The following is a 25,646-nucleotide window of genomic DNA, read 5'->3' as shown; positions in this document are numbered from 1 at the left end:
TTCCGCGCGTACGCGGACCGGCTGGACTGGGCCGGCGCTCCGGGGGTCGGGTGGCTGTCGTGGATTCGCCGCACCGCTGCCACACGGTCTCGACGATCTGGCTCTGGTCTTCGTCGGCGGCGAACCACCGGCGGCGACCAGGACTGTCAAGGACAGCGGCTAGCGGACAGCCACCTCACGAGTCCGATTGCTATACAAAGCCTGGACCACCTCCCTTCCCGTGTACGGCCAACCTATCCAGCCGGCGGCGGACCGGCAACGGGTTTAGATCACTTGCCGAGTCCGCCGGCTCGCGCTAGCTCCGGTGGGCGGCGCCGATGTGTAACGTGGGATCGGCGGTGAATTGGCGGCGTCCGACGTCGGTCTGCTGGTGTTCGAGGCGGTAAACGCACGCTCCGGACGCACCGGATCGTGATTCCGGCGCCCGGCGCCGCGGGGGCATCGGCCGGGCAGCGTGGTCGGTATGGTGTCCCACCGTGCGCAACGCGAGGGTCCACGCCGGCTTCATCGTCCTGTTCGTCTTGTCGCTGCTGAGCATGATGCTCGCGGTGTACCTGACGGTGGCCGCTGCCAGCGTGTGCGATCTGGCCCGTACCCAGGAGGAGATCCTGGAGTGCCAGCTGGAGGCCCAGAGCATGAGAACAGCGGCTGTCGTGTTGGCCCTCGGCGGACTCACCGCCATGCTCGCCGGGATCGGCTTCCAGATCGGACGGCACCTGCCGGCACCGGCCACCCCGGCGCTCGGAGCCGGTGGGGTGGCCGGAGGCTTCGGCGGGCCGGCGGCCGGGTTCGGGCCGGCGGGCGGGTTCGGGCCGGCGGGCGGCTTCGGCGGGCCTGCGGGCGGGGCCGGCGGGCCTGCGGGCTACCCGTCGCCGCCCGGATACGGCCCGGGTCAGCCGCCGAACGCCGGCCTGGGTCAGCCGCCGAACGCCGGCCTGGGTCAGCCGTCGAGCGCTGGCCTGGGTCAGCCGCCGAACGCCGGCCTGGGTCAGCCGTCGAGCGCTGGCCTGGGTCAGCCGTCGACTGCCGGCCCCGGCCAGCCGCCGAACACCGGTCCAGGCCAGCAGGCGACTCCGAGTCCCGGTCAGCCGCCGGTGTCCTACCAGTAGGTCAGGCGGCGGTCCGGGCCACGCCGACCGGGCACGACATGCCGGTCGGGCCGTGGGTGCAGTAGCCGTCCGGGTTCTTCGACGGCGCGAGGTACTGCTGGTGGTAGTCCTCGGCGAAGTAGTACGTGGACAGCATGCCGATCTCGGTGGTGATCTCCCCGTGCCCGGCGGCGGCCACGACCGGCGCGAACGCCTCCCGGGACGTCTCCGCCTCGGCGAGTTGCTCGTCGTCGGTGGCGTAGATCGCCGACCGGTACTGCGTACCGATGTCATTGCCCTGCCGCATGCCCTGCGTCGGGTCGTGGTTCTCCCAGAAGACCTTGAGCAGGTCCGCATAATCGATCTTGGACGGGTCGTACACGACCTGGACGACCTCGGTGTGCCCGGTGTAGCCGGAGCAGACCTCCTCGTACGTCGGGTTGGGGGTCTGACCACCGGCGTAGCCGACCGAGGTGGAGATGACCCCGGGCAGCGACCAGAAGAGCCGTTCGGCTCCCCAGAAGCACCCCATCCCGAACACCGCGGTCCGGGCACCGGTGGGCCAGGGGCCCGCCAGCGGACTGCCGAGAACGGCGTGCCGCTCGGCGACCGGCATGGTGGTCTGCCGGCCCGGCAGGATCTGGTCCGGGGACGGCATCTGGGGCTTCATGCGACGGAGAAACACGTCTTGCTCCTTTCGGTCCACCCGGTGGGCGGACGGGACCTCTGTAACATGCAACGCCCCGCCCACCTTGATCCTTACCCGCCTCATCGGCCGCCAGGCATGGCGGAAGCGCCCTTCCCTACGCCCCGGCGGCGATCTTGTCGGCGTAGGTCTGGGCCTCCGCGTCCGAGTCGTACCGGTGTCGCGGCCAGAAGAAGCCGCGCAGCCCGTCGCCCTTGGTGCGGGGGATGACGTGGGTGTGCAGGTGCGGCACCGACTGGGAGACCCGGTTGTTGATCGCCACGAAGGTGCCGCCGGCGGCGAGTCCGTCCTCCACCGCCCGGCTGAGCTGCCGGACGGTGGCGAAGTAACCGGCCACCTCGTCGGGCGGCAGGTCGCCAAGCGTCTCGACATGCCTGCGCGGCACCACCAGCAGGTGGCCCTTGAAGACCGGGCGGGTGTCCAGGAACGCCACCACCCCGGGCTCGTCGAGCACCCGGAACGCGGGTGTCTCCTTCGCCGCGATCGCACAGAAGACGCAACCCTCCATCGGGGCAGACTAGCCTCTGTCGAATGAACTACGGCTTCGAGACGCTCGCCATCCATGCCGGCCAGGAGCCGGACCCCCGCACCGGTGCGGTGATCCCGCCGATCTACCAGACCAGCACGTACGCTCAGGACGCCGTCGGTGCCCCCCGGCTGGGCTACGAGTACAGCCGGTCGGGCAACCCCACCCGCGACGCGCTCCAGGAGGCCCTGGCGGCGTTGGAGGGCGGGCGGACCGGGCTCGCCTTCGCCAGCGGGTTGGCGGCCGAGGACACCCTGTTGCGCGCCGTCTGCCGGCCCGGCGACCACGTGGTGATCCCCGATGACGCGTACGGCGGCACCTACCGGCTGTTCGCCCGGGTCGCCGAGCGCTGGGGCCTGGACTTCACGCCGGCGAAGGTCTCCGACGTCGACGCCATGCGGGCCGCGGTCCAGCCCGGCCGGACGAAGATCATTTGGGTGGAGACGCCGACGAACCCGCTGCTCGGGATCGCCGACATTGCCGCCCTGGCCGCCGTGGCGCACGAGGCAAAGGCCCTGCTGGTGGTCGACAACACCTTCGCCTCGCCGTACCTGCAACAGCCGATCGCGCACGGCGCCGACGTGGTGGTGCACTCCACCACCAAGTACGTCGGTGGCCACTCCGACGTGGTGGGTGGCGCGCTGGTCGCGGCCAGCCAGGACCTGGGCGCCGAACTCGCGTACCACCAGAACGCGATGGGGGCGGTGAACGGCCCGTTCGACGCCTGGCTGACGCTGCGCGGCCTGAAGACCCTCGGGGTACGGATGGACCGGCACTGCGACAACGCCGAGCGGATCGCCGACTACCTGAAGGGGCACGCCAAGGTTGCCCAGGTGATCTATCCGGGCCTGCTGGAGCACCCGGGCCACGAGACGGCCGCGAAGCAGATGCGCCGGTTCGGCGGCATGATCTCGTTCCGGGCAGCCGGAGGCGAGGACCACGCGGTCGAGATCTGCAACCGGGCGAAACTGTTCGTGCTCGCCGAGTCACTCGGCGGGGTGGAGTCACTTATCGAACACCCCGGGCGGATGACGCACGCCAGCGCCGCCGGCTCGCCGCTTGAAGTTCCCGCCGATCTCGTGCGACTGTCTGTCGGCATCGAGACGGCCGACGATCTTCTCGCCGACCTGGAGCAGGCGCTCGGCTGACCGCCACGGCGGTGAACCGGCCCGGCCGCGTCGCGGGCGGGCCGGTTCCGCTGGCGCGGTGCCGGCACGGTGCCGGTACCGCGGGCGTGGCGCCGCTCGGCGTACCTGAGGACCTGATGGGGAGGGTGTGGCGGTGCAGGAGATGATGCCGACCTGGGTGGGTGCGACCGCGAAGCAGGTCGCCCGGGCCGTTCGTCGGGGGGACACCTCGGCGACCCAGGTGGTCGCCGACCATCTGGAGCACATCGCCCGCGCCGACCGTGACCTGTCCGCGTTCCGGGTGGTCCGCGGCGGCGAGGCGATCGTCGAGGCGGAGAAGGTCGACGAGCAGGACGACCTGGCAAACCTTCCGTTGGCCGGGGTGCCGGTCGCCGTGAAGGAGAACACGCCGGTAGCCGGTCTGCCGACCTGGAACGGCTCCGCGGTGGTGCGGACCGCCGTCGCCGAGGAGGACCACGAGGTGGTACGCCGGCTGCGGGGCGCCGGCGCGGTGATCGTCGGCGTCACCCGGATGCCCGAACTGGGGTTGTGGGGCACCACCGACGACGAGTCCGCGACGACCCGCAACCCGTGGCATCGCGACCGTACCCCCGGTGGCTCCTCCGGCGGCGCCGCGGCGGCGGTCGCGGCCGGGTTGGTCCCCATCGCGCACGGCAACGACGGGCTGGGCTCGATCCGGATCCCGGCCGCCTGCTGCGGCCTCGTGGGGCTCAAACCGGGGCGCGGCGTGGTGCCCTGCCAGCTTGGTGCCACCGACTGGTTCGGACTGGCCGAACACGGAATCCTCGCCACCACGGTCGCCGACGCCGCCCTCGGCTTCGCGGTGCTCGCCGGTCGCCGCCCGGACAAGCTGGTGCCGCCGAACCGGCTGCGGATCGCGGTGTCGCTGCGGTCGCCGGTACGTGGCGTACGGCTCGACGACGCCAACCGGGACGCGGTGGCCACCGGGTCCCGGCTGCTCGCGGCCGCCGGACATGACGCCATCGCCGCCGACCCGGTCTATCCCACCTCGCTCGGGCTGCGTGGCGTGGCCACCTGGCTGGCCGCCGCGGCGGCCGAGGCGCGGGCCGCCGGGGTGGACCGCGCGACCCTGCAACCACGGACCCGCCGGCACGCCGTCCTGGGCGGCGTGGCCGAGCGGCGCGGCCTGGTCCGGGAGTCCGACCGCGCGGCCTGGCGGGAGCGGAGCGTCGCGTTCTTCGCCGACAACGACCTGGACCTGCTGCTCACCCCGGCCCTGGCGGCCACCCCGCCGGGCGCGGACGGCTGGTCGAGGCGCTCCTGGCGGGCCAACATGAGCGTCAACATCCGGTACGCCCCGTACGCGGCGCCGTGGAACGTGGCTGGCCTGCCGGCGATCGTGGTGCCGGTCGGGCGGCGCCCCGACGGGCTGCCGGTCGGCGTGCAACTGGTCGGCCCGCCCGGGTCCGAGCTGCGGCTGCTCGCCGTCGCCGGCCAGTTCGAGCTGGCCCAGCCGTGGCAGCGGCACGCCCCGGAGTATCCGGTCGCCCGGTAACGGGGTCGCCGGCTTGATCGCGGTCGATTATCGTGTGCCCGGCACGTCGACCGGGGGGCGATCATGCGGTGTCAGATCTGTAAGCGGGACGTGCCGCCGCAGGATGTCCGGTGCCGGTTCTGCCACGCGCCGCTCTGGGAGGATCCGGGCGTCGGACAGCAGCCGGCGTACGGGGTACGGCAGGCGTACCCCACGCAGCCTCCGGCATCTCCGGCGTTCCCCGCGCAGCCCACGGCGACGCGGACGTACGCCGTGCGCGGTGTGGGTATCGCGGCCATCGTCGCGGTGGCGGCCACCGCGCTGGTGGACACGCTGCTGTCGTTCTGGCCGATCATCGGCCGGAGAATGGCGGTGCGCGCCCAGCAGACCGACGATCCCGAGCTGCTCTCCGACGCGGCGCTGCTGGAAGCCGTGCTCACCCTCCCGGTGCTGGCCTGCACCCTCGCCGCCGCCACGCTCGTCATCATCTGGTTCTACCGGGCGCGCAAGAACATCGAGGCATTCCCGGAGGCCACGCCGGGAATGGGTGCCGGCTGGGCGATCGGTGGTTGGTTCATACCGTTCGCCAACCTGGTCATCCCCTGCCGGGTGATGATCCAGATCGCCCGGGGCAGCCTCGGCCGGGCCGGCGCGCCGGCCCTGATCGGCGTCTGGTGGGCCGGCTGGGTGATCAACTCGTACGGGGGGCAGCTCCTCAGCCGGCTCGACCAACGGCGGTACGACGAGTTGCCCACCGTGCTGGCGACTCCGGACGACTACCAGGCGTATGTCGACTACTACGGGTCGACGACCATCACCTATCCGCTCGTCGCACTCTGCGGCGTCGTCGCGGCCGGCGCCCTCGCCGTCCTGATCATTCGGATATCGGCTGCCCAGACGGCCCGGATCCGGGGCGGTGGACAGCCGATCGGGCAGGTGCTACCCGGCATGGCGATGCCATCCCCGGCCGGCCCGGAAATCCGAGGTGGCACGATCGGGGCATGACGGAGCTGGTCGGACTGCCCGACGTCGAGTCCGCGCGGGATCTGCTCGTTGGTGTCACCCGCACCACGCCGCTGGAGCCGTCCCGACCGCTGAGCTCGGCACTCGGCGGCCCGGTGTGGCTCAAGTGCGAGCATCTGCAACGCGCCGGGTCGTACAAGGTGCGCGGCGCCTACGTGCGGATCTCCCGGTTGAGCCCGGCGGAGCGGGCCCGGGGGGTGGTGGCAGCCAGCGCGGGCAACCACGCTCAGGGTGTGGCGCTCGCCGCCGGCCTGGTCGGCACCGACGCGACGGTCTTCATGCCGGCGAACGCCCCGCTGCCGAAGGTGGCGGCGACGAAGGGGTACGGCGCCACGGTCGAGCTGTCCGGCAGCACCGTGGACGAGGCGCTGGTGGCCGCGCAGGAGTTCGCCGACCGGACGGGTGCGGTGCTCATCCACCCGTTCGATCATCGGGACGTGATCGCCGGTCAGGGCACCGTGGCGTTGGAGATCCTCGACCAGTGCCCGGAGGTGCGGACCATCGTGACGGGGGTGGGCGGTGGCGGGCTGGTCTCCGGCATCGCGGTGGCCGCCAAGGCACTCCGGCCGGACGTCCGCGTGGTGGGGGTGCAGGCGGCGGGGGCGGCGGCCTTCCCGCCGTCGCTCAGCGCCGGAGAGCCGGTACGCCTCGCGTCGTTCACCACGATCGCCGACGGGATCGCCGTGGGTCGGCCGGGTGAGGTGACCTTCGCGCATGTGGCGAAGCTGGTGGACGAGATGGTGACCGTCTCCGAGGAGGACATCTCCCGGGCCCTGCTGATGTTGTTGGAGCGGGGCAAGCAGGTGGTGGAGCCGGCCGGGGCGGTGGGGGTGGCGGCGCTGCTCGCCGGGGCGGTGGAGGCGCCGACGCCGGCGGTGGCGGTGCTGAGCGGTGGCAACATCGACCCGTTGCTGCTGCTGCGGGTGATCGGGCACGGGCTGGCCGCGGCCGGGCGTTACCTGCGGTTCACGGTGCGCTGCTCGGACCGGCCGGGGCAGCTGGCGTCCCTGCTCATGCAGATCGCCGAGCATCGGGGCAACGTGGTGGACGTCGAGCACCAGCGGCACAACCCGCATCTGCGGCTCGGCGAGGTCGAGGTGGCGCTGTCCGTGGAGACCCGGGGCGCCGAACACTCGGACCGATTGATCGAGGCGCTACGGACCAGCGGCTACCTGGTCTCCTTCGGGGCGGATTGACGAATGAAGAGGGCCCCTTTATCCCGCCGTGCGGTGATAAGGGGCCCTTTGCCGTATCTGCGGTCAGCCTCCGTACGGTTCGAACCTGACCACGGTGACCTTGATATCGGCGCCGCTCGGTGCGGTGTAGGTCACGGTCTGGCCCGACCGGCTGCCCAGGATGGCCTGCCCGAGGGCGGATTCCGGGCTGTAGACCCTGAGGTCGGTGGTGGCGGAGATCTCCCGGGAGCCGAGCAGGAAGGTCTCCGTGGCGTCGGTGTCGTCGTCGAAGTAGATCGTCACGACGGTGCCCGGGGCGATGGCGTCCGCCGTCGGAGCTTCGCCCACCCGGGCGGTGCGCAGCAGCTCCTGGAGGTAGCGGATGCGCGCCTCCTGCTTGCCCTGCTCTTCACGGGCGGCGTGGTAACCACCGTTCTCCCGGAGGTCACCCTCCTCCCGGCGTTCGTTGATTTCCGCGGCGACGGCGGGGCGGGCAGCGATCAACTCGTCGAGCTCGGCCTGCAGCCGGTCGTACGCGTCCTGCGACAGCCAGGTGGCGCCTTGATCGGTCGTGGACACAGGCGATCTCCTCGGGTGGGCATAGCGGTGGACAGGGACGACTTACCAAGTTACCAGTGCGATACACGCCGCACCGCGCTCGTTTCCCGGCGGACGGATCCACGACTCACGGCTTGCGGGCGGGGGACGGGCTCATGACCCGGCGTTGGCCGGTGTCGACGGGCGCCGACCCGTGCGTCCGGCTGGCGGTCAGTCCGCCGGTCGGCAGCGCAGCACCTCGCCGACCAGCGGTCGCCCGGTGGTGATCATCAAATGCCGCACCCGGGAATGGCGCTGTCCGGGCGCGGCCGCCACCCGGACCTCCTCCTGACCGACTGTGGCGCCGTCCCGGGACCGGGCGCGCAGCACGCAGACGGCGGCACCACCGGCCGGGACGGTCACCTCGAAGTCGACCACCACCTGCCTGTCGGTGATGTCGGTGTAGGTGATCACCTTTGCCCGGTATTCCGGATCTCCGTACTGCTCGTACAAGCGCACCGAGATCAACCCGAGCGTCGCGACCAGTGCCAGCGCGAGCAGCCCGACCAGCCACGGCCGGCGCCGCCGGACGGCCCGGCGCCGACCGTAGCGGCCCGCCGGGAACATCGGCGCTCCGGGCGGCGTTGTGGCGTGCGTCTCGATCACCGGAGGCAAACTCCTGCGGTTTCTGTCGGTGGCATCGGCAAGAATGTCAGGAGTCCATCATCTCAGCCGGCCGCCGTGGTCGGTCCGGCGGGCCGCTCGCCGTCCGGGTGTCTTCACCCGGCGTCGCCCGGGTCGTGCCGGATGTCCGGCGGCATCGGCATCGCCCGGTATGACGAGGGAGCACCGGAGTTGGCAGAGCAACTGCGTCTGATGGCCGTCCACGCCCATCCGGACGACGAGTCGAGCAAGGGGGCCGCGACCACCGCGAAGTATGTCGCGGAGGGAGTCGACGTACTGGTCGCCACCTGCACCGGAGGCGAGCGGGGCAGCGTACTGAACCCCAAGCTGGACCGCCCCGAGATCTGGGAGAACATCGCGGAGATCCGGCGCGGCGAGATGGACGCGGCGCGGGCCATCCTCGGTGTCGAGCAGGCCTGGTTGGGCTTCGTCGACTCCGGGCTGCCCGAGGGGGATCCCCTGCCGCCCCTGCCGGAGGGATGCTTCGCCCTCCAGGACCTGGCCGTTGCCGCCGGGCCACTGGTCCGGCTCATCCGTGAGTTCCGCCCGCACGTGATCACCACGTACGACGAGGAGGGCGGCTACCCGCACCCGGACCACATCATGACCCACAAGGTGACGGTGGCGGCCTTCGAGGCGGCCGCGGACCCGGCGCGCTATCCGGAGCTGGGCGAGCCGTGGCAGCCGCTGAAGCTGTACTACGACATCGGGTTCTCCAAGGGCAAGATCGTCGCGTTGCACGAGGCGATGCTGGAGGCCGGGTTGGAATCGCCGTACCAGGAATGGCTGGAGCGCTGGGAGGAACGGCCCGACAAGGGTCCCCGGATCACCACCCGGGTGGACTGCGCCGACTACTTCCCGGTCCGGGACGACGCGCTCCGGGCGCACGCCACCCAGGTCGACCCTGACGGTTTCTGGTTCCACGTGCCGATGGAGTTGCAGCGGCGGGCCTGGCCGACGGAGGACTTCCAGTTGGCCAGGTCGGTGGTCGAGAGCCCGCTGCCTGAGTCGGACCTGTTCGCCGGCATCCGGGGCACCTCGTATGCCCGATGACCGGGCAGCGGCGTACGGTTGACTGGGGCCCGTGTCAAAGCTCCCGGACTCTGCCTTGGCTCGACCGAGGACTTTGACACCGGCCCTGACGGCCGCACTTCGGAGGATCGGACATGATGACCGCTGCGCAGGTGCTCGCGGAGAACAACTTCGGGGATACCCGGTCCGGCGGCCTCGCCGGGCCGATGGGCCTGTTCATGATCGTCGTGTTGGCGATCGTCACGGTGCTGCTGATCCGCAATATGAACGCCCGGCTGCGCCGGCTGCCGGACCGTTTTCCAGCCCAGCGCGACGAGGAATCCGGCGTCGGCCCGACCACCATGGATGAATCTTCCGGAGCTTCCGGAAACCCGGGTGACCTGGGCCGGGACCGTCCACCGACATCGTGATTCATCCGCCGGGGCCCGCTCGACCCCTGTTGCCCCTCATCGGGATGGCTTAGCCTTCCGCCGGGGGACCATTCAGTCCCGCACCGTGCGCGGAGGGGGCGTCAGTGTTTGTCAGATCTGACCGGCGCCGCGTTCCAGCCACCGGCCGGACCTCCGATCGTGCCCCAGGACCGGTGTCGAGCGCGCGGCGTGGTGAGCGCGGCCCGACCACTCCGTCCGGTGCCCCGATCCGATTCGTGGTCACGGCGGGGGCGGACCCGTGACCAATCGTCGCCTGCTGGCCTGGGCCGGACTGACCACACTGCCCCGGAGGTTGGTCGGGCTGGCCGCCGTGCTGTTCGTGGTCGCCGCCGCCGCTGTCGTCGTCGGGCTGGTGGTCGGGGTGCCGTTCGGCGGCTCGACGGGGCCACCGGGCGACCCGACCCGATTGGGCGCGGCGCTGGCGATCGTGGCCCTGGCCCAGTTGGCCCGGCTGCGCTTCCGCCTGGCCACCGGCACCATAAACGTCGCCTGGGGCGAGGCGGCACTCATCATCGCCCTCTATCTCGCGCCGGCCGGCTGGATCCCGGCGGCGGTGTTCCTCGGCTCCGGGCTCGCCTGGGTGATCCTCTCGGCTGTCTCCGACGGACGGCCGCCGGTCGAGGTCGTCCGGGTCACCGCGTCGCTGACGATCGCCGCCTCGCTGGCCACCGCCGCGACCCGGCTTCTGGTGGATCCGTTCGGGTTGTCTCCCACGCCCACCTCGGCCGGCGCGATGGTCCTTGGCGCCTGCGTCTATCTCCTGGTTACCGTGACGCTCGCGGCCGGCACCATGGCGGTGCGGGAACGTACCGCGATCCGCCCACTGCTGATCGCCACGTTGCGCGGCAAGTTGCTGATGTTCGTCGGCAACGTGCTGGTCGGGCTCGTCGTGGTGACCATGCTCGATCGCGACCCGCGCTGGCTGCTGCTGCTGCCGCCGGGGCTGTGGTTGTTGCAGCAGACATACAGTCACCGGTTGCGGGCCGACGAGGAACGGCGCGTCTGGCGGACGTTCGCCGAGGCGACAAGCGCGCTCAACAAACTGAACGAGCGGGGTGTCGCGACCGCCGGGGTGACCGGGGCGCTGGCCCTGTTCACCGCCGAGTCGGTGGAACTCGACGTGGCACGCGGGGACGGCCAGTGGCGCCGGTACCGCGGGGGGTCCGACGGAAAGGTCACCGACGAGGCCATGACGCCGCCGCTCGGCCCAGCCCGGGTACGCGGCCAATCGAGGGGCGGGTCGACCGCCGCCGGGTCGAGGCCGCCGAGGGTGGCAACCGCGGCGTTCGGCGGTGACGTGGCCGGGTTCGGCAGTGACGTGGCCGGGTTCGGCAGTGACGTGGCCCGGTTCGAGGAGCCGGGCGGACCCGGCACCGGTGAGGAGCCCGAACTCAGCCGTTCGCTGCTGGTCGGGGCCGTGCACGTCGGCGAGTTGCGCGTTCGGCTGCCGCGATCGGTATATCCCGGCCCGCGGGACCGCGCCGCCCTGTCGGCCTTCGCCGACGCGCTGGGGGCCGCGCTGCACGACGCCGCGACGCACCGCGAACTCCGCGTGCTGACCGCGCGGTCCAGCTACGAGGCCCGGCACGACCCATTGACCGGGCTGCTGAACCGGGTGGCGTTGCTGGCTCGTGGCGACGCGCTGCTGCGGCAGCTCGGACACGACCATCCGGTCGCCCTGCTGCTGCTGGACATCAACCATTTCAAAGAGGTCAACGACACTCTCGGGCACGCGGCGGGCGACGAGCTGCTCCAGGTGATCGCGGCCCGGCTGAGCACCCTGGCCCGGCCCGGAGAGCTGCTCGGCCGGCTGGGCGGTGACGAGTTCGCGCTGCTGGTCACCGCGGCCCCGCCGGCCGGTTCCGCCGGCTCGACACCACACGCGGTACGTCGGGCACGGGAGATCATCGAAGTGCTCACCGAGGTGATGGAGGTCGCCGACGTGCGGATGTCCATCGAGGCGTCGGTGGGCGTCGTGGCGGCCGGTGCCGGCACCGCCGACATGACGGAACTGCTGCGCCGGGCCGATGTCGCGATGTACCAGGCGAAGGAGGGCGGCGGCAGCGTCGCGTCGTACGACGGCACCCGGGATGCGGCCAACACCGACCAGCTCGCCCTGCTCGCCGAGCTGCGCGAGGCGCTGGAGGTCGACGACCAGCTGGTGCTGGCCCTGCAGCCGGCCGTAGACCTGGACACCGGCGCCCCGACCGGGGTCGAGGCCCTGATCCGGTGGAGCCACCCCCGGCGCGGGATGCTCGGACCCGTCGACTTCGTCCGCACCGTGGAGAACAGCGAACTGCTCGGCGGCTTCACCCGGTACGTCGTGGACAAGGCGCTCACGGTGGCCGCCGAGTGGGGCCGGCACGGGCTCGACGTACCCATCTCGATCAACGTCTCGGCCCGCAGCCTGCTCGATCCGAGCCTGCCCGCGGATGTCGCCGAGTCGCTGCGCCAGCACCGGGTCCCGCCGCGCCGGCTGGTGCTGGAGATCACCGAAACGGTGGTGATGAGCGAGTTGGAGGTGATCGACGAGGTGCTGGGGGCGCTGCGGGCGCTGGGTGTGCAGCTCGCGGTCGACGACTTCGGCACCGGCTTCTCCTCGTTGACCTTCCTCGCCCGGGTGCCGGTGGACGAACTCAAGGTGGACCGCTCGTTCGTTATGCGGATGGCGGATTCTCCGGAGGCCGCCGCGATCGTCCGGACCACCGTCCAACTGGCCCGGGAGCTGGGCCTACGGGTGGTCGCGGAGGGTGTCGAGACGGCCGATCAGCGGGCCGCCCTGGCCCAACTCGGCTGCACCGCCGCCCAGGGCTACCACTTCTTCAAACCCATGCCGGCCGAGAAGATCGTCGCGGTGCTGCGCTCGTTGCTCGACTCCGCGCAGGCCAAAGTCTTCCCGCTGCGCGCCGACGGCGCCTCCTGACCCCGGTATCGAGGCCCGTTGCCGGAGCGCGGGCGCCCGCCGGACGGACTGGATATGGTCGGGTGGTGAATCGACTGGCCGACGCCACCAGCCCGTACCTGCAGCAGCACGCCGACAACCCGGTGGACTGGTGGCCGTGGTGTGACCAGGCATTCGCCGAGGCGAAACGCCGCGACGTGCCGGTGCTCATCTCCGTCGGGTACGCCGCCTGCCACTGGTGCCACGTCATGGCGCACGAGTCGTTCGAGGACGAGACGGTCGGCCGGTTGCTGAACGAGAACTTTGTCTCGATCAAGGTGGATCGGGAGGAGCGGCCGGACGTCGACGCCGTCTACATGACCGCCACGCAGGCGATGACCGGCCAGGGCGGCTGGCCGATGACGGTCTTCGCCACCCCGGACGGCACACCGTTCTTCTGCGGCACCTACTTCCCCCGGCCGAACTTCCTCCGGCTGCTGGAGTCGGTCACCACCGCCTGGCGCGACCAGCGGGACGCCGTACGCCAGCAGGGGGCCGCCGTGGTCGAGGCCATCGGCGGCGCGCAGGCGGTGGGTGGGCCGCAGGCCCCGCTCACCGCGGACCTGCTGGACACCGCCGCGACCCAGCTCGGCCGGGAGTACGACGAGACGAACGGCGGGTTCGGCGACGCGCCCAAGTTCCCGCCGCACATGAACCTGCTGTTCCTGCTCCGCCATCACCAGCGCACCGGCCTGGTACGCGACCTGGAGGTGGTCCGGCACACCTGCGAGGCGATGGCCCGCGGCGGCATCTACGACCAGCTCGCCGGCGGCTTCGCGCGGTATTCGGTGGACGCGCACTGGACCGTGCCGCACTTCGAGAAGATGCTCTATGACAACGCGCTGTTGCTGCGGGTCTACACCCACCTGTGGCGGTTGACCGGCGACCCGTTGGCCCGCCGGGTCGCCCAGGACACGGCCTGGTTCCTCGCCGAGGAGATGGCGGTGCCGTCCGGAGGGTTCGCCTCGGCGTTGGACGCCGACACCGAGGGTGTGGAGGGGGCGACGTACGCGTGGACCCCGGCGCAGCTCGTGGCGGCGCTCGGCGAGGAGGACGGCCGGTGGGCCGCCGACCTGTTCGACGTGACTGCCGCCGGGACCTTCGAGCACGGGACGAGCGTGTTGCGGCTGGCCCGGGACGTGGACGACGCCGATCCGGCGATCAGGGCCCGCTGGCGGGACGTCGTCGGCCAACTGCACGAGGCGCGGAACCGGCGCCCGCAACCGGCCCGGGACGACAAGGTGGTGGCGGCCTGGAACGGCCTGGCGATCACCGCGATCGCCGAGTTCAACCAGGTCGCCGACAGCTTCGGCCCGGCGGGTCCGGACGAGGACTCGCAGACGCTGGAGAGCGTGGCCGATGGCACCTTCGGCGCGATGCGCGACGCCGCCGAACACCTGGCGCGGGCGCACATCGTCGACGGCCGGCTGCGCCGGGTCTCCAGGAACGGCGTGGTGGGCGATCCGGCGGGCGTGTTGGAGGACTACGGTTGCGTCGCCGAGGCGTTCTGCGCGATGCATCAGGTCACCGGCGAGGGCCGGTGGTTGGAGTCGGCCCGCGGTCTGCTCGATGTCGCGCTGGCCCGGTTCGCCGCCCCGAACGGTGGCTTCTACGACACCGCCGACGACGCGGAGCGCCTGGTCACCCGCCCGGCGGACCCGACCGACAACGCCACCCCGAGCGGTCTGTCGTCGATCGCCGCGGCGCTGACCGCGTACGCGGCCCTGACCGGCGAGTCGAGCTACCGGGAGGCCGCCGAGCGGGCGTTGGGCACCATGGCGCCGGTCGTCGGCCGGCACGCCCGGTTTACCGGCTACTCGGCCGCCGTGGGCGAGGCGCTGCTCTCCGGGCCGTACGAGATCGCAGTGGTCACCGACGACTCGGCGGCCGATCCGCTGGTCGCGGCGGCGCACCGGCACGCGCCGCCGGGAGCCGTGGTGGTCGCCGGCCCGCCGGACCGGCCGGGGGTGCCGCTGCTCGCCGACCGGCCGATGCTCGACGGCGGCTCCACCGCGTACGTCTGCCGGGGCTTCGTCTGCGACCGCCCGGTGACGTCGGTCGACGCCCTCATCGCCCAACTCACCTGACCCTCCTCCCCCGGTGATCTTGCACTTTGGGTTGGCGCTTTAGGATTGTTTAGCCCTTTCGTCCGAGCCCAAAACGCAAGATCGCGGCAAGGGGGGTGGGGTGGGGTTCCGGCCGGGGGCTGGTGGGGTTCGGGGGGTGGTTAGGCTGATCCCGCTATGGATCCCCGAACCGGTCTGCCCGTGGTGGGCATGGTGGGCGGCGGGCAACTCGCCCGGATGACCCATCAGGCTGCCATCGCCCTCGGCCAGTCGCTGCGCGTCCTCGCCCTCACCCCCGACGACGGTGCCGCACTGGTCGCCGCCGACGTCCGGTACGGCGATCACACCGACCTGGCCGCGCTGCGTGCCTTCGCCAAGGACTGCGATGTGGTCACCTTCGACCACGAGCACGTGCCCGGCGAACACATCCGAGCGCTTGCCGCCGAGGGGGTGACGCTGTATCCGGCCGCCGACCCACTGCGGTATGCCCAGGACAAGCGGGCGATGCGGGAGCGGCTGTCGGAGATGGGCGCCCCGGTGCCCCGGTGGCGGCCCGTGGCCTCGCCGGACGACGTGACCGCGTTCGGTGCCGAAGTTGGCTGGCCGGTGGTGCTCAAGGCGGCCCGCGGCGGGTACGACGGCCGGGGCGTCTGGCTGATCGGTACCGGCGCGGAGGCCGTCGAACGGGCGGCGGCGTTGCTCGCCGGGGGTGCCGAGCTGATCGTCGAGGAACGGGTGGCGCTGCGGCGGGAACTGGCCGTGCAGGTGGCCCGCTCGCCGTTCGGCCAGGTCGCGGCGTACCCGGTGGTGGAGACGGTGCAGCGGGACGGCATCTGCGTGGAGGTGCTGGCGCCGGCGCCGGCACTGCCCGAGGAGCTGGCGGTGGCCGCGCAGCAGCTCGCCATCGACCTGGCCACCGGGCTGGACGTGGTGGGTCTGCTCGCCGTGGAACTGTTCGACACCCCGGCCGGGCTGGTCGTCAACGAGTTGGCCATGCGGCCGCACAACTCCGGGCACTGGACCATCGAGGGGGCCCGGACCTCCCAGTTCGAGCAGCACCTGCGGGCCGTGCTGGACTATCCGATGGGCAGCACGGCGCTGACCGCGCCGGTGACGGTGATGGCGAACGTGCTCGGCGGTGAGCCGGGTGGTATGGCCATCGACGAACGGCTGCACCACCTGTTCGCCGCCGAACCGGGGGCCAAGGTGCACCTGTACGGCAAGCAGGTGCGACCCGGCCGCAAGATCGGGCACGTCACGGTGCTTGGGGACGATCTCGACGAGGTACGGGCACGGGCCGCGCGGGCCGCCCGCTGGCTGCGGCACGGTGACCAGTGAGCTTCGAGAGCCCGGCGGTCGCGAACGAAGGGTGGACCTGATGAGCGACGAATCGGCACCGGCGGTCGGGCTGATCATGGGAAGTGACTCGGACTGGCCCACCATGCGGGCCGCGGCCGAGGCGCTCGACTCGTTCGGCGTCGGCTACGAGGTGTCGGTGGTCTCGGCGCACCGGACCCCGGTCAAGATGATCGAGTACGGACGCGCCGCGGCCGGTCGCGGAATCAGGGTGATCATCGCGGGGGCCGGTGGTGCGGCCGCCCTGCCCGGCATGGTCGCCTCGGTCACCCCGCTGCCGGTGATCGGGGTGCCGGTGCCACTGAAGCACCTGGACGGGATGGACTCGCTGTTGTCCATCGTCCAGATGCCGGCCGGGGTACCGGTGGCCACCGTGTCCATCGGCAACGCCCGCAATGCCGGCCTGCTCGCGGTCCGCATCCTCGGCGCGTCGGACCCCGCGGTGCGGGATCGGATGTCGGCGTACCAGGGCGAGTTGGCGGACCTGGTGGCGGAGAAGGAAGCGGCCTTGCGCGCCTCGCTCCCCTAAACCCCCCTACCACGTCGATCTTGCATTTTGGGTTGCCGTTATGGGTGCTTTTGTGCCCTATGCCGGAGCCACAACCGCAAGATCAACGAGGAGGGCTGGGGGAGGGGGACCGGGGGACGGGGGGTGCGGGGGTTACCGCATGCCGCGCAGGGCGCCGCGCAGGCGGTCCTGCGTGCGGCGGCGCCGCTCGTTGCTGGCCCCGAGCACGAGCAGCACGATCCCGACCGGGATGAGCACCAACCACGGGCCGTACACGGTAAGCGCGTGCAGCGCCGTGATCGCGGTGACCACGGCACCCACCACCACCGGCGCCTGCTGCCGGCTGGTCGAGCCGGCGATGAGCACCGCCACCGCGCCGAGCAGCAACAGGACCTGCCGGGTGCTGCTGGCGTCGCTGACCAGCACGATCGCCAGCGTGGGCAGGAAGGCGGCGACCAGCGCCGGACCGTACGCCAGCCAGCTGCTCAACTCGGGATGGTGGCGCACCTCCAGCACTCCGACCAGCAGCGCCAACGCGGCGAACGGCAGCGTGTAGGCCTCCGGCAACCCGACATCGGAAATCCACATGAGCAGCCACCAGGCGCTGATCTCGCAGGCCACCGCCGACCAGAACAGCGCCCGGCGCTCGATGGTGCCGCGTCCGGGCCGGCTCGCGGCCACCCCGATCACCGCCCCCCACGCGGCCAGCAGCGCGGCGATGTGTCGCGGCGACTGGAACGCCAGGGCGAGTGCGATCAGCGCGGCACCGTAGCCGGTCCACTCCACGGTGGCCGACTCGGCCCGCGCCTCCGGCCGGCGCAACCGGGGCAACGTCCGGGCCACCACCAGCAGCACCGCGCCGACAGCCAGCACGCCGAACGCCGACCAGGTCGGTGGCAGCCCAGCGACAAGCGCCACGGTCAGCACGAACAGTTGCGCCATCACCGAGGCGAACAACCAACCGAGAATCCGGGCGGGCTGGCTCCGGCCGGCGAACGCGGCGACGGCGCCGACACCCACCGCGGCACCCAGGGTGAACAGGGTGAGGTTCTGGACGGCGAGGCTGCCGGCCAGCCCGGCGCCGCCGGCCGCCAGACCGATGCCGAACACCAGAATCCGCGCCACCCGCAGTGAACGGGACCGCTCCGCGGCCGGCGGTGGTGGGGTGAGGGCCAGGCCGAGCATCGAGATGGTGAAGACGACGAGCGCCGCCATGGTGGCGTTCGGCCACCCCATACCGAGCGAGGTCGGCGTGATCAGCAGGGTGATGGCGGCTCCGGGCAGCACCACCGGTACCGCCCGGGCCGGGCGGCCTCCGCTCAACCCGGTCGCACCGAGTGCGGCGGCGGTGGTCAGCAGCAGAGCCGCCAACACGTTGCTCGAATCGACCGCGCCGGGCGGTGGGGCGAGCAGTTCCGGCGGCGGGCCGTCCCAGATCCGGCCCAGCACCCGGTACGGCTCGACAAGCGCGACGACAAGCGCCGGAGCCACCGCCACGATGGCCAGCGCGGCGGGTAGCGCGGAGACCGCGAGCGCGCCCACCGTCGGGCTGACCGACCACCGGCTGCGCGGCGGGTCGGGCAGCCGGCGTCGGGCACCGCCGAGCAGCACCGTCCACCGCCGGTGCGGCCCGTCGGTGGCCCCCGGCGGTGGGGTGGCCGCCCGCATCAGCTCGGCGAGCACACCGAGCAGCGCGGCGGCCGCCGCGTAGACGCCGTACGGCAGATCAGTGAAGAACGACACCGCCGCGGTCACGGTGGCGCCGCAGGCGATGCCGACCGTCGCGTACGGCAGATATTCCGGGACCCGGCGACGGGCCAGGGCAAGGAGCGCGACGCCGAGGCTCGATCCGCCCAGAGTCGCCGTCAGGATGATCTCCGCGGCCCAGCCGAGCTGAGCGGCCAGTGCGGCCAGCGCGCCGGGGAGAGCGAGTAGGGCGCCACCGGTGGCCATACCGCCGATCTGGGCCAGGTGCACCGGCATCGCCGCCGCCCGATCCACGGCCGGTGCCGGCTCGCCGTCCGGGCGCGGCTCCGGCTCGGCGGTCATCGTGCCGATGGCGCGGGCCAGCACCGCCACCACCACGCCCAACAGGGCGATCCCGATCAGCGCCGTGGCCGTGGTCCACGGGCGGACCAGGCTGGCGCCGACGGCGTGCAGCGCCATGCAGCCGGCGAGGACGGCTCTGGTGAGCCCGGCGCGCGGATCGGCGGCCGCCACGGCGGCGGTCGCGTAGCCGATCGCGACGACGCCGCTCACCACCATCGGCGACCACCAGGGCAGGCCGAACGCGGCCGGTGTACCGATGGCGGCCAGCCCGGCGCAGACCGCGGCGACGTCGTACGCCCGGGGCCTGGGCAGCAGGATCGAGGCCGCGAGGGCGAGCAGGGCCAGCGCCACCGGTGCCTGCCAACCGGCCCCGCCCGGCACGTGAGCCGACCAGTTCGTGAGGTCGGCCGCCCAGATCCGGCCCGGCGTGGCCAACGCCCGCAATCCGCCGACCACCGCGGTCCAGCCGGCCACCGCCGCGATCACCGCACCGGTGACCAGCAGACCGAACGTCGGTCCCCGGCGCCACTGGGCGGGCATCGCCCGGGCGGCTGCGGCGACCATCAGTACCAGCCCCGCCGCGGCTGCCAGCGCGGAGCCGGGCACCAGGATCGCCGCGATCCGGGCGAGCGCGCCGACCGCGGCGGCCGTGGCGGCGGCCGCGGCGAAGTCCGGGCCGTCCAGCGTCCGGTCGGCGCGTCGGCTGGCGTCGATGGACGGGGCGAGGACCAGCAGCGCAGCCGCGACCAGCAGGGCGGCGCCGACCAGGGCGTCGGCGAGGGTCGCCCCCGGCGCGCCGAAGGCCGCGATGGCGACCGCCAGCGCGCCGAGGCCGGTGCCGGCCGTCAGCGGGAAACCGATCTGCCGGTGCGCGACCTGGCGCAGCGCCGCGTAACCGAGCGTGCCGCAGGCGGCCAGGAAGCTGGCGGCCAGCACGGTCAGGCTGGCCCGTTCGACCGCTTCCGGTGCCGGTGCCGGACCGAGCGGCAGCGCCGCCGCCGCGAACGCGGCCACCGCGCCGGGCACCGCCAGCGCGGCCCCGCCGGCTGCCCAGTCCGCGACGACGCCGGCCAGGCGGCCCCGGCCGGCGATCCCGCCCCCGGCCGTACGATCACCGACGGCGTTCAGGCGGGTGGACCGCGGCACGTACCAGGCGGCGGAACCGGCGGAGCTGGCGACGCGTGGGGCCAGCGCGATAAGCACCCCCGCGACGGCCAGCACGGTGAGCACGGCCGCGGTGGACGCGGGACGGGTCATCGCCGCGCCGGCGGCGCCGAGACCGGCCACGGCGGCACCCACCGCGTGCGCCCGGGCGGCCCGTTCCGACTCGGCGGTCAGCCCGGTGACGGCGATACCGATCGCCGCGAGCACCCCCGGCCAGGGGGCGGCCGGCCACGGCAGCCCCAGCGCGGCGGGCACCGCGAGCGCCGTCACCACGGTCCCGGTCACCGCGAACTCACGGCGCAGGCCAGCCGGAAGAGCGATCACGGCGGTCACCGTGAGCAGGAACGCCGCGGCGGCGAGCTGCCAACCGGCGGGACCGACGGCCCGGGCCAACGTGTCGGCGTACCCACCGAGATCGGCCTGCCACGGCGGCAGGGCGGCCCGGATCGGCGCCAGCGCGGCGCGTAGCGCGGTGCCGGCGACCACCGCTCCGATCACCACGAGGGCGATCGCCGAGGCCAGCTCCGGGCCGCGACGCAGTCGCGGCGGGACGGCGCGCACGCCGATCCCGGTCACCGCGACAACGGCGGCGACGGGGAGCAGGGCGCGGCCGGGCACGGCCACGGCCGCCACCCGACCAAAGGCGCCGATGACCGCCAGGGTCAGCAGGCCGGCGGCGACATCGGTAAGCGCGGGGCGGCCCACGCTCATCGCGCCGACAAGTGCCACGGCCGCGGCCAGCAGCAGGACGGTGGCGCCCCGGACAGCTTCCGGCACGGTCACAGCGACTACCAGGGCCTGGACCGCGTACGCCAACGCGATGGTGATCGCCAGGGCGTGCAGCAACCAGGTCAGCTCGCGCAGCCAGGCGATTACCGGGGCGGTGGGGGCCGTCGCGGCGGCGGGCGGCACGTCCGGTTCGAACTCCGCGCCCGCGCCGGTCCGGCTCGCGCGCTCCCCGATGCCGGTGGTGACGACGGCGTCCGACTCCTCTTCGGCCCCCTCGGGCCGGCTGACGGCCGGGTCGTCGGCGCGCCGCCGACCCGGCCGGTCCGCCGTGTGGTCGGCAGCCGGCTCCGCCGGTCCGGCGCGCCTGGACAGCCAGGACGTCACCACCAGCCGTCCGTCCACGGTGAACAACCGAGCGAGGTAGAGGTCCAGGACCGCCACACCGGTGAGGGTCAGCGCCCACCCGGCCGGGCCGGTGATCCAGTCGTACGCCAGCAACGGCAGCACGGGCTGTCCGGCGAGGACGGTGGCGTACCGGGGGGCGGCCAGCCCGGTGGCCCCGGCATACAGGCCGGCGACCAGTGCGGTGCTGAGGAACGTGAATCCGGCGAAGACCGCACCGGACAGCCCGCTGGTCCAGACCGCGTCCACCGTCCACACCGCGTACCCGGTCAACGGCACCAGCAGGAGCCCCACCGCGGCGATCGTTTCGGCGGTGGAGGTGAGCCCGCGCCGGGCCACCACCGGCGCGGCGGCCAGCATGAGGACGGTCGCGCCAGCGAGGATGGCGACCCGGCTGCCGTCGGCGAGCGAGGTGACCGCCACCACCGCGAACGCCGCCGCCGCGACGCCGAACAGCAGTCCGGCCAGGCCGAGGAAGATGTTCTGCACCTCGCGGGAGGACGCCTCCGGCTGGTGCGGTCGGTCCGCTCCGCCGGCCGGGTCCGGCGGGAAGTCCAGGCGGGGCGGTGGCTCGCCGGCGCCCACATTCGACGGTCGGGGGTCGACGCGCGGCTCGTCGGGATCCAGCGACGGCGCGGCCGGGTACGGCGACGAGGTGGCGCGCCTCCGGCGTACCCGGTCGTCGTGGAGCGGACCCTGTCGCGGCACCCGGGGCCCGGTGGCGGCGGGGTCTCCGCCACCGGCGCGACCGCTCGCCACCCGGTCCGCAGGCGCCTGGTCGGGACGGACCCGGTCGGCCGTGGGGCCGGCCGAGGTGGACTCGGGGGCCGTGGGGCCGGCCGAGGTGGACTCGGGCGCTGTAGGGCCGGCCGACGTGGACCCCGGCGGCTTGGGGGCGCCCGAGGTGGACTCCGGTGCCGCGGCGGGTGCCGCCCCGGTCCGGGGGGCCGTGGTCGGGGGGGTCGCGGGGCGTTCGGTCCCATCCGGGCGGTCCGCATGCGGTCCGCTGGTGCCCGGTCCGCTGGTGCCCGGTCCGCTGGAGGCCGGTCCGCTGGTGCCCGGTCCGCTGGAGGCCGGGCCGGCGGGGAACGGCCCGGCCGGTGGCGGTGTCTGCGGTGGACGGCGGTTGGCGCCGCGCCGGAATCGGCGGGACCGGCTGGCGGCCCGCAGCTTCTCCTCGCTGGCGTGCGCCAGGATGTCCCGCTGGAACATCGCCGCCTGCATCTGCTGGGCGATCTTCTTCTGTTCCTGCGCGATCGCCAGCTCGCGCTGCTTCATCTCGGCGATGGAACGCTCGATACGGACCAGGTCGTCCGCCCACTGGTGCTGCTCCGCGCCGCAGAAGGGGCAGATCGGTGCCGACTCGATCAGGCGTCCGCACGAGGAGCACTGGTACGTACTCATGGCTCCCCCTTCGCGCGGCCGTCCGCGTTTGTCTCCCACCGAAGCATGCCCAAACCAGGCAACTGTTGAATAGCCCCTTGGTGATGGAAGATCACGCGGAAACGGCGGCGACCGTGGACCTGGCCGGTCCACGGTCGCCACCGTCGTCGCGTCAGGCCTGGGGACGTCCCATGCCGCGGTACTCCCAGCCGGCCTGGGCCCACAGGTGGGGATCGAGGCAGTTCCGACCGTCGATGACGCGTCGGCCGGCGACCAGCTCTCCCAGGGCGACCGGGTCGGCGTTTCGGAAGTCGGCCCACTCGGTCAGCACGCAGATCAGGTCGGCGTTCCGGGCGGCGTCGGCCATGCTGGCCTCGTAGGTCAGTTCCGGCTGCGCCTTACGGGCGTTGTCGATGCCCTCCGGGTCGTACACGCGGACGTCCGCGCCGGCCTTGCGCAGCAGCGCCGCGACCGCCAGCGACGGCGCGTCCCGTACGTCGTCGGAGTTGGGCTTGAAGGTGGCACCGAGCACCGCGATCCGGGTGCCCGACAGGTCCGGGCCCGCCGGGCCGTAGCGGCGGCCGAGCAGATCGGCGGCGAGTTGGAGCACCCGGTTGCGTCGGCGCGTGTTGATCAGGTCCACCTCGTGCAGGAACCGCAGCGCCTCACCGGCCCCCAGTTCCTGGGCGCGGGCCTGGAACGCACGGATGTCCTTGGGCAGGCAACCGCCGCCGAAGCCGACTCCAGCCTGGAGGAACCGGTTGCCGATCCTCGGGTCGTACCCGATCGCCCGGGCCAGTTGGGTGACGTCGCCGCCGGCGACCTCGCACACCTCGGCCATCGCGTTGATGAACGAGATCTTGGTGGCCAGGAACGCGTTCGCCGCCACCTTCACCAGCTCCGCCGTGGCGAAGTCGGTGACCACCAGCGGGACCTCGCGGTCCTCGGTGGCGGCCAGGTCGAACACGCCCTTGTGCGCGGAGTAGAGCATGTTGTTTGCCCACTCGGACTTCACCCCGACGACGATCCGATTCGGACGCAGCACGTCCTCGACCGCGAAGCCCTCCTGCAGGAACTCCGGGCTCCAGGCGACCTCGATCCCGAGGTCCGTCTCGGTGTGCTTGCCGACCAGTTGCTCGATCCACTCGGCGGTGCCGACGGGGACTGTCGACTTGCCGACGATCAGCGCCTTGCGGTTCAGGTGCTGGGCCAGGCTGGTGACCGAGTTCTCCACGTAGCTGAGGTCGGCGCCCATCCCGTCGGCCCGTTGCGGAGTGCCGACGCAGATGAAGTGCACGTCGCCGAATCCGGCGGCCTCCTGGTACGAGGTGCTGAACCGCAGCCGCCCGGAGGCCAGGTTGCGGCGCAGCAGTTCGTCGAGGCCGGGCTCGTGGAACGGCACCTCACCGGCGGACAGGCTGGCGATCTTGTCGGCGTCGACGTCGACGCCCATCACCTCGTAGCCGAGCTCGGCGAAGCAGATGGCATAGGTCGCACCCAGGTAGCCGGTGCCCAGGAAGGTCAGCCGGGGCCGGGCGGCGCCCGACGGCGGGCTGACCGTGCCGAACGGGACGGGCTGAGTGGTCGGGTACGGAATCGTCACGCCTGGGTTCTCCGCTCGCACTGGCGGCGCTACTTTGCGTCGCAGCTGACTGCGGCGCCTCGCGTGGGCACCGGAAGTGGACATTACTGCTCTAACAATGGCGATCTGCTGTTGTGTGAGCTGGCTCATGCCGCCGCATCGGGCGCAGGAGACGATAGTGGATGAGCCTACGCGCCGGTAAGTGACGGGCGAACCCTGGTCGGTATCCTCGCTCGGCGCGGCCGGGCCACCAGTACGCCGACGCTACCGCTGACCAGCATAGTCGCCAAGGAAAGGGCCACGATGACGACAGAATCGTCGTTTGACCTCTACCGGTTGACCGAGGAACACGACGCCGTCCGGGCGGCGGTCCGCGACGTTTGTGACGCGAAGGTCGCGCCGAACGCGGCGGAGGCCGACGAGACCGGCGAGTTCCCGAAGGCGTCCTACGAGGCGCTGCGGGCTGCCGACTTCCACGCCCCGCACGTTCCGGAGCAGTATGGCGGCGCGGGGGCGGACGCCTTGGCCACCGCCATCGTGATCGAGGAAGTCGCGCGGGCCTGCGCTTCCTCCTCCCTCATTCCAGCGGTCAACAAGCTGGGCACCATGCCGCTGCTGCTGGCCGGGTCGGACGAGGTGAAGCGTCGCTACCTCACCCCGGTGGCCGCCGGCGAGGCGATGTTCTCGTACTGCCTCTCCGAGCCGGAGGCCGGCAGCGACGCCGCGTCGATGACGACCCGGGCCGAGCGGGACGGCGACCATTACGTGCTCAACGGGGTCAAGCGGTGGATCACCAACGCCGGTGTCTCGGAGTTCTACACGGTGTTCGCGGTGACCGATCCGGCCGCCCGGTCCCGGGGGATCTCGGCGTTCGTGGTGGAGAAGTCCGATCCCGGGGTCAGCTTCGGCGCTCCGGAGAAGAAGCTCGGCATCAAGGGCTCACCCACTCGTGAGGTGTATCTGGACAATGTGCGCATTCCGGCGGACCGCATGATCGGCGCGCCGGGCACCGGCTTCGCCACCGCGATGCGCACGCTGGACCACACCCGGGTCACCATCGCCGCCCAGGCCGTCGGCATCGCCCAGGGTGCCCTGGACTACGCCACGGCGTACATCAAGGAACGCAAGCAGTTCGGCAAGCCGGTGGCCGACTTCCAGGGTGTCCAGTTCATGCTCGCCGACATGGGGATGAAGCTGGAGGCGGCGCGACAGATGACATACGTCGCGGCCGGGAAGTCGGAGCGCGGCGACGCCGATCTGACCTTCTTCGGCGCCGCGGCCAAGTGCTTCGCCTCCGACGCGGCCATGGAGATCACCACCGACGCGGTCCAGCTCCTCGGCGGGTACGGCTACACGCGTGACTACCCGCTGGAGCGGATGATGCGGGACGCCAAGATCACCCAGATCTACGAGGGTACGAACCAGGTGCAGCGGGTCGTCATGGCGAGGCAGTTGCTCAAGGGCTGACTCTGGTCGCCCGGCGGATGTGCTGCTCACGCAGGCCGGGTTGTAGAGGTATCGGACGAGGACCCCGCGTGGGTGGGAATTCCCTTTGCGCTGCTGTAGCCCGCCGCCGGGGTCGGGCCAGGGCGCCGGGGCAGTGAGTGATGTGCCGGCCGGA

At 72.5% G+C, this 25,646-nt stretch carries 18 protein-coding genes; 12 read left to right on the top strand and 6 right to left on the bottom strand.

Annotated elements, in window-relative coordinates:
* The first annotated feature begins 476 nt into the window (after positions 1–476).
* Positions 477–1,109 carry a hypothetical protein gene (locus ACFQUZ_RS00310; RefSeq protein ID WP_377436624.1) on the top strand — a complete coding sequence of 211 codons (633 nt, stop codon included), beginning with the start codon at positions 477–479 and terminating at the stop codon, positions 1,107–1,109.
* A gap of 1 nt (position 1,110) precedes the next feature.
* On the opposite strand, the gene msrA is transcribed toward ACFQUZ_RS00310, so the two are convergent.
* Together msrA and ACFQUZ_RS00300 are read right to left on the bottom strand one after the other, a co-directional pair.
* On the bottom strand, positions 1,111–1,773 hold the full coding sequence (gene msrA / locus ACFQUZ_RS00305) for a peptide-methionine (S)-S-oxide reductase MsrA (RefSeq protein ID WP_377436623.1): 663 nt from the start codon (positions 1,771–1,773) through the stop codon (positions 1,111–1,113).
* A gap of 118 nt (positions 1,774–1,891) precedes the next feature.
* Complete coding sequence (locus ACFQUZ_RS00300) at positions 1,892–2,302, bottom strand: HIT family protein (protein WP_377436622.1); 411 nt, start codon at positions 2,300–2,302, stop codon at positions 1,892–1,894.
* Between the two features lie 23 nt (positions 2,303–2,325).
* On the opposite strand from ACFQUZ_RS00300, the gene ACFQUZ_RS00295 reads away from it, so the two are divergent.
* The 4 genes from ACFQUZ_RS00295 (at position 2,326) to ilvA (ending at position 7,182) form a co-directional block, all read left to right on the top strand.
* Positions 2,326–3,468, top strand: a complete 1,143-nt coding sequence (locus ACFQUZ_RS00295) for a cystathionine gamma-synthase (RefSeq protein ID WP_377436621.1) — start codon at positions 2,326–2,328, stop codon at positions 3,466–3,468.
* A 127-nt stretch (positions 3,469–3,595) separates the two neighbouring features.
* A complete protein-coding gene (locus tag ACFQUZ_RS00290; RefSeq protein ID WP_377436620.1) occupies positions 3,596–4,984 on the top strand; it encodes an amidase in 1,389 nt (462 codons plus the stop codon).
* A gap of 63 nt (positions 4,985–5,047) precedes the next feature.
* Positions 5,048–5,968: a DUF4328 domain-containing protein gene (locus tag ACFQUZ_RS00285; protein WP_377436618.1), complete on the top strand. Its 921-nt coding sequence runs from the start codon at positions 5,048–5,050 to the stop codon at positions 5,966–5,968.
* The gene (gene ilvA, locus ACFQUZ_RS00280; protein ID WP_377436617.1) at positions 5,965–7,182 is read left to right on the top strand and encodes a threonine ammonia-lyase; all 1,218 of its coding nucleotides are present in this window, start codon (positions 5,965–5,967) and stop codon (positions 7,180–7,182) included. The genes ACFQUZ_RS00285 and ilvA overlap by 4 nt, the downstream gene beginning before the upstream one ends.
* Positions 7,183–7,245: 63 nt before the next feature.
* On the opposite strand, the gene greA is transcribed toward ilvA, so the two are convergent.
* Together greA and ACFQUZ_RS00270 are read right to left on the bottom strand one after the other, a co-directional pair.
* Positions 7,246–7,740: a transcription elongation factor GreA gene (greA, locus tag ACFQUZ_RS00275; RefSeq protein WP_377436615.1), complete on the bottom strand. Its 495-nt coding sequence runs from the start codon at positions 7,738–7,740 to the stop codon at positions 7,246–7,248.
* Positions 7,741–7,929: 189 nt separating this feature from the next.
* Positions 7,930–8,325: a DUF4307 domain-containing protein gene (locus tag ACFQUZ_RS00270; RefSeq protein WP_377437460.1), complete on the bottom strand. Its 396-nt coding sequence runs from the start codon at positions 8,323–8,325 to the stop codon at positions 7,930–7,932.
* Positions 8,326–8,553: 228 nt separating this feature from the next.
* Here ACFQUZ_RS00270 and mca point away from each other — a divergent pair, with 228 nt between their 5' ends.
* The 6 genes from mca to purE all read left to right on the top strand — a co-directional run bounded on the left by mca (position 8,554) and on the right by purE (position 16,737).
* Complete coding sequence (mca, locus tag ACFQUZ_RS00265) at positions 8,554–9,435, top strand: mycothiol conjugate amidase Mca (protein WP_377437459.1); 882 nt, start codon at positions 8,554–8,556, stop codon at positions 9,433–9,435.
* Positions 9,436–9,548: 113 nt separating this feature from the next.
* A complete protein-coding gene (locus ACFQUZ_RS00260; protein ID WP_377436613.1) occupies positions 9,549–9,824 on the top strand; it encodes a hypothetical protein in 276 nt (91 codons plus the stop codon).
* A gap of 322 nt (positions 9,825–10,146) precedes the next feature.
* Positions 10,147–12,768, top strand: a complete 2,622-nt coding sequence (locus ACFQUZ_RS00255) for a putative bifunctional diguanylate cyclase/phosphodiesterase (protein WP_377437458.1) — start codon at positions 10,147–10,149, stop codon at positions 12,766–12,768.
* A 65-nt stretch (positions 12,769–12,833) separates the two neighbouring features.
* Positions 12,834–14,873: a thioredoxin domain-containing protein gene (locus tag ACFQUZ_RS00250; RefSeq protein ID WP_377436611.1), complete on the top strand. Its 2,040-nt coding sequence runs from the start codon at positions 12,834–12,836 to the stop codon at positions 14,871–14,873.
* A 156-nt stretch (positions 14,874–15,029) separates the two neighbouring features.
* Complete coding sequence (locus ACFQUZ_RS00245) at positions 15,030–16,190, top strand: 5-(carboxyamino)imidazole ribonucleotide synthase (RefSeq protein WP_377436609.1); 1,161 nt, start codon at positions 15,030–15,032, stop codon at positions 16,188–16,190.
* 40 nt (positions 16,191–16,230) lie between these two features.
* The gene (purE, locus tag ACFQUZ_RS00240; RefSeq protein ID WP_377436607.1) at positions 16,231–16,737 is read left to right on the top strand and encodes a 5-(carboxyamino)imidazole ribonucleotide mutase; all 507 of its coding nucleotides are present in this window, start codon (positions 16,231–16,233) and stop codon (positions 16,735–16,737) included.
* Between the two features lie 132 nt (positions 16,738–16,869).
* Here the strand turns inward: purE and ACFQUZ_RS00235 are convergent, their stop codons facing one another.
* Both ACFQUZ_RS00235 and ACFQUZ_RS00230 read right to left on the bottom strand, forming a co-directional pair.
* Positions 16,870–22,464, bottom strand: coding sequence for an SCO7613 C-terminal domain-containing membrane protein (locus ACFQUZ_RS00235; RefSeq protein WP_377436604.1), 5,595 nt, complete (start codon positions 22,462–22,464; stop codon positions 16,870–16,872).
* Positions 22,465–22,615: 151 nt separating this feature from the next.
* Positions 22,616–24,046, bottom strand: a complete 1,431-nt coding sequence (locus ACFQUZ_RS00230; protein WP_377436601.1) for a UDP-glucose dehydrogenase family protein — start codon at positions 24,044–24,046, stop codon at positions 22,616–22,618.
* A gap of 282 nt (positions 24,047–24,328) precedes the next feature.
* Between ACFQUZ_RS00230 and ACFQUZ_RS00225 the strand changes: the two genes are divergently transcribed.
* Positions 24,329–25,492 carry an acyl-CoA dehydrogenase family protein gene (locus ACFQUZ_RS00225; RefSeq protein WP_377436598.1) on the top strand — a complete coding sequence of 388 codons (1,164 nt, stop codon included), beginning with the start codon at positions 24,329–24,331 and terminating at the stop codon, positions 25,490–25,492.
* Positions 25,493–25,646 lie beyond the last annotated feature (154 nt).

It is taken from the genome of Plantactinospora sp. GCM10030261 (assembly GCF_042666615.1).
Classification (GTDB): Bacteria; Actinomycetota; Actinomycetes; order Mycobacteriales; family Micromonosporaceae; genus KBS50.
The sequence above is the reverse complement of the archived record's forward strand: the minus strand, read 5'-3'. Positions and strand labels throughout refer to the sequence as shown.

Bases quoted from the DNA above. Each gene is read 5' to 3' on its own strand.
- ACFQUZ_RS00300 (WP_377436622.1), bottom strand. From the start codon at position 2,302: ATGGAGGGTTGCGTCTTCTGTGCGATCGCGGCGAAGGAGACACCCGCG.
- ACFQUZ_RS00295 (WP_377436621.1), top strand. From the start codon at position 2,326: ATGAACTACGGCTTCGAGACGCTCGCCATCCATGCCGGCCAGGAGCCG.
- ACFQUZ_RS00285 (WP_377436618.1), top strand. From the start codon at position 5,048: ATGCGGTGTCAGATCTGTAAGCGGGACGTGCCGCCGCAGGATGTCCGG.
- ilvA (WP_377436617.1), top strand. From the start codon at position 5,965: ATGACGGAGCTGGTCGGACTGCCCGACGTCGAGTCCGCGCGGGATCTG.
- ACFQUZ_RS00270 (WP_377437460.1), bottom strand. From the start codon at position 8,325: ATGTTCCCGGCGGGCCGCTACGGTCGGCGCCGGGCCGTCCGGCGGCGC.
- ACFQUZ_RS00260 (WP_377436613.1), top strand. From the start codon at position 9,549: ATGATGACCGCTGCGCAGGTGCTCGCGGAGAACAACTTCGGGGATACC.
- ACFQUZ_RS00245 (WP_377436609.1), top strand. From the start codon at position 15,030: ATGGATCCCCGAACCGGTCTGCCCGTGGTGGGCATGGTGGGCGGCGGG.
- purE (WP_377436607.1), top strand. From the start codon at position 16,231: ATGAGCGACGAATCGGCACCGGCGGTCGGGCTGATCATGGGAAGTGAC.
- ACFQUZ_RS00235 (WP_377436604.1), bottom strand. From the start codon at position 22,464: ATGAGTACGTACCAGTGCTCCTCGTGCGGACGCCTGATCGAGTCGGCA.
- ACFQUZ_RS00225 (WP_377436598.1), top strand. From the start codon at position 24,329: ATGACGACAGAATCGTCGTTTGACCTCTACCGGTTGACCGAGGAACAC.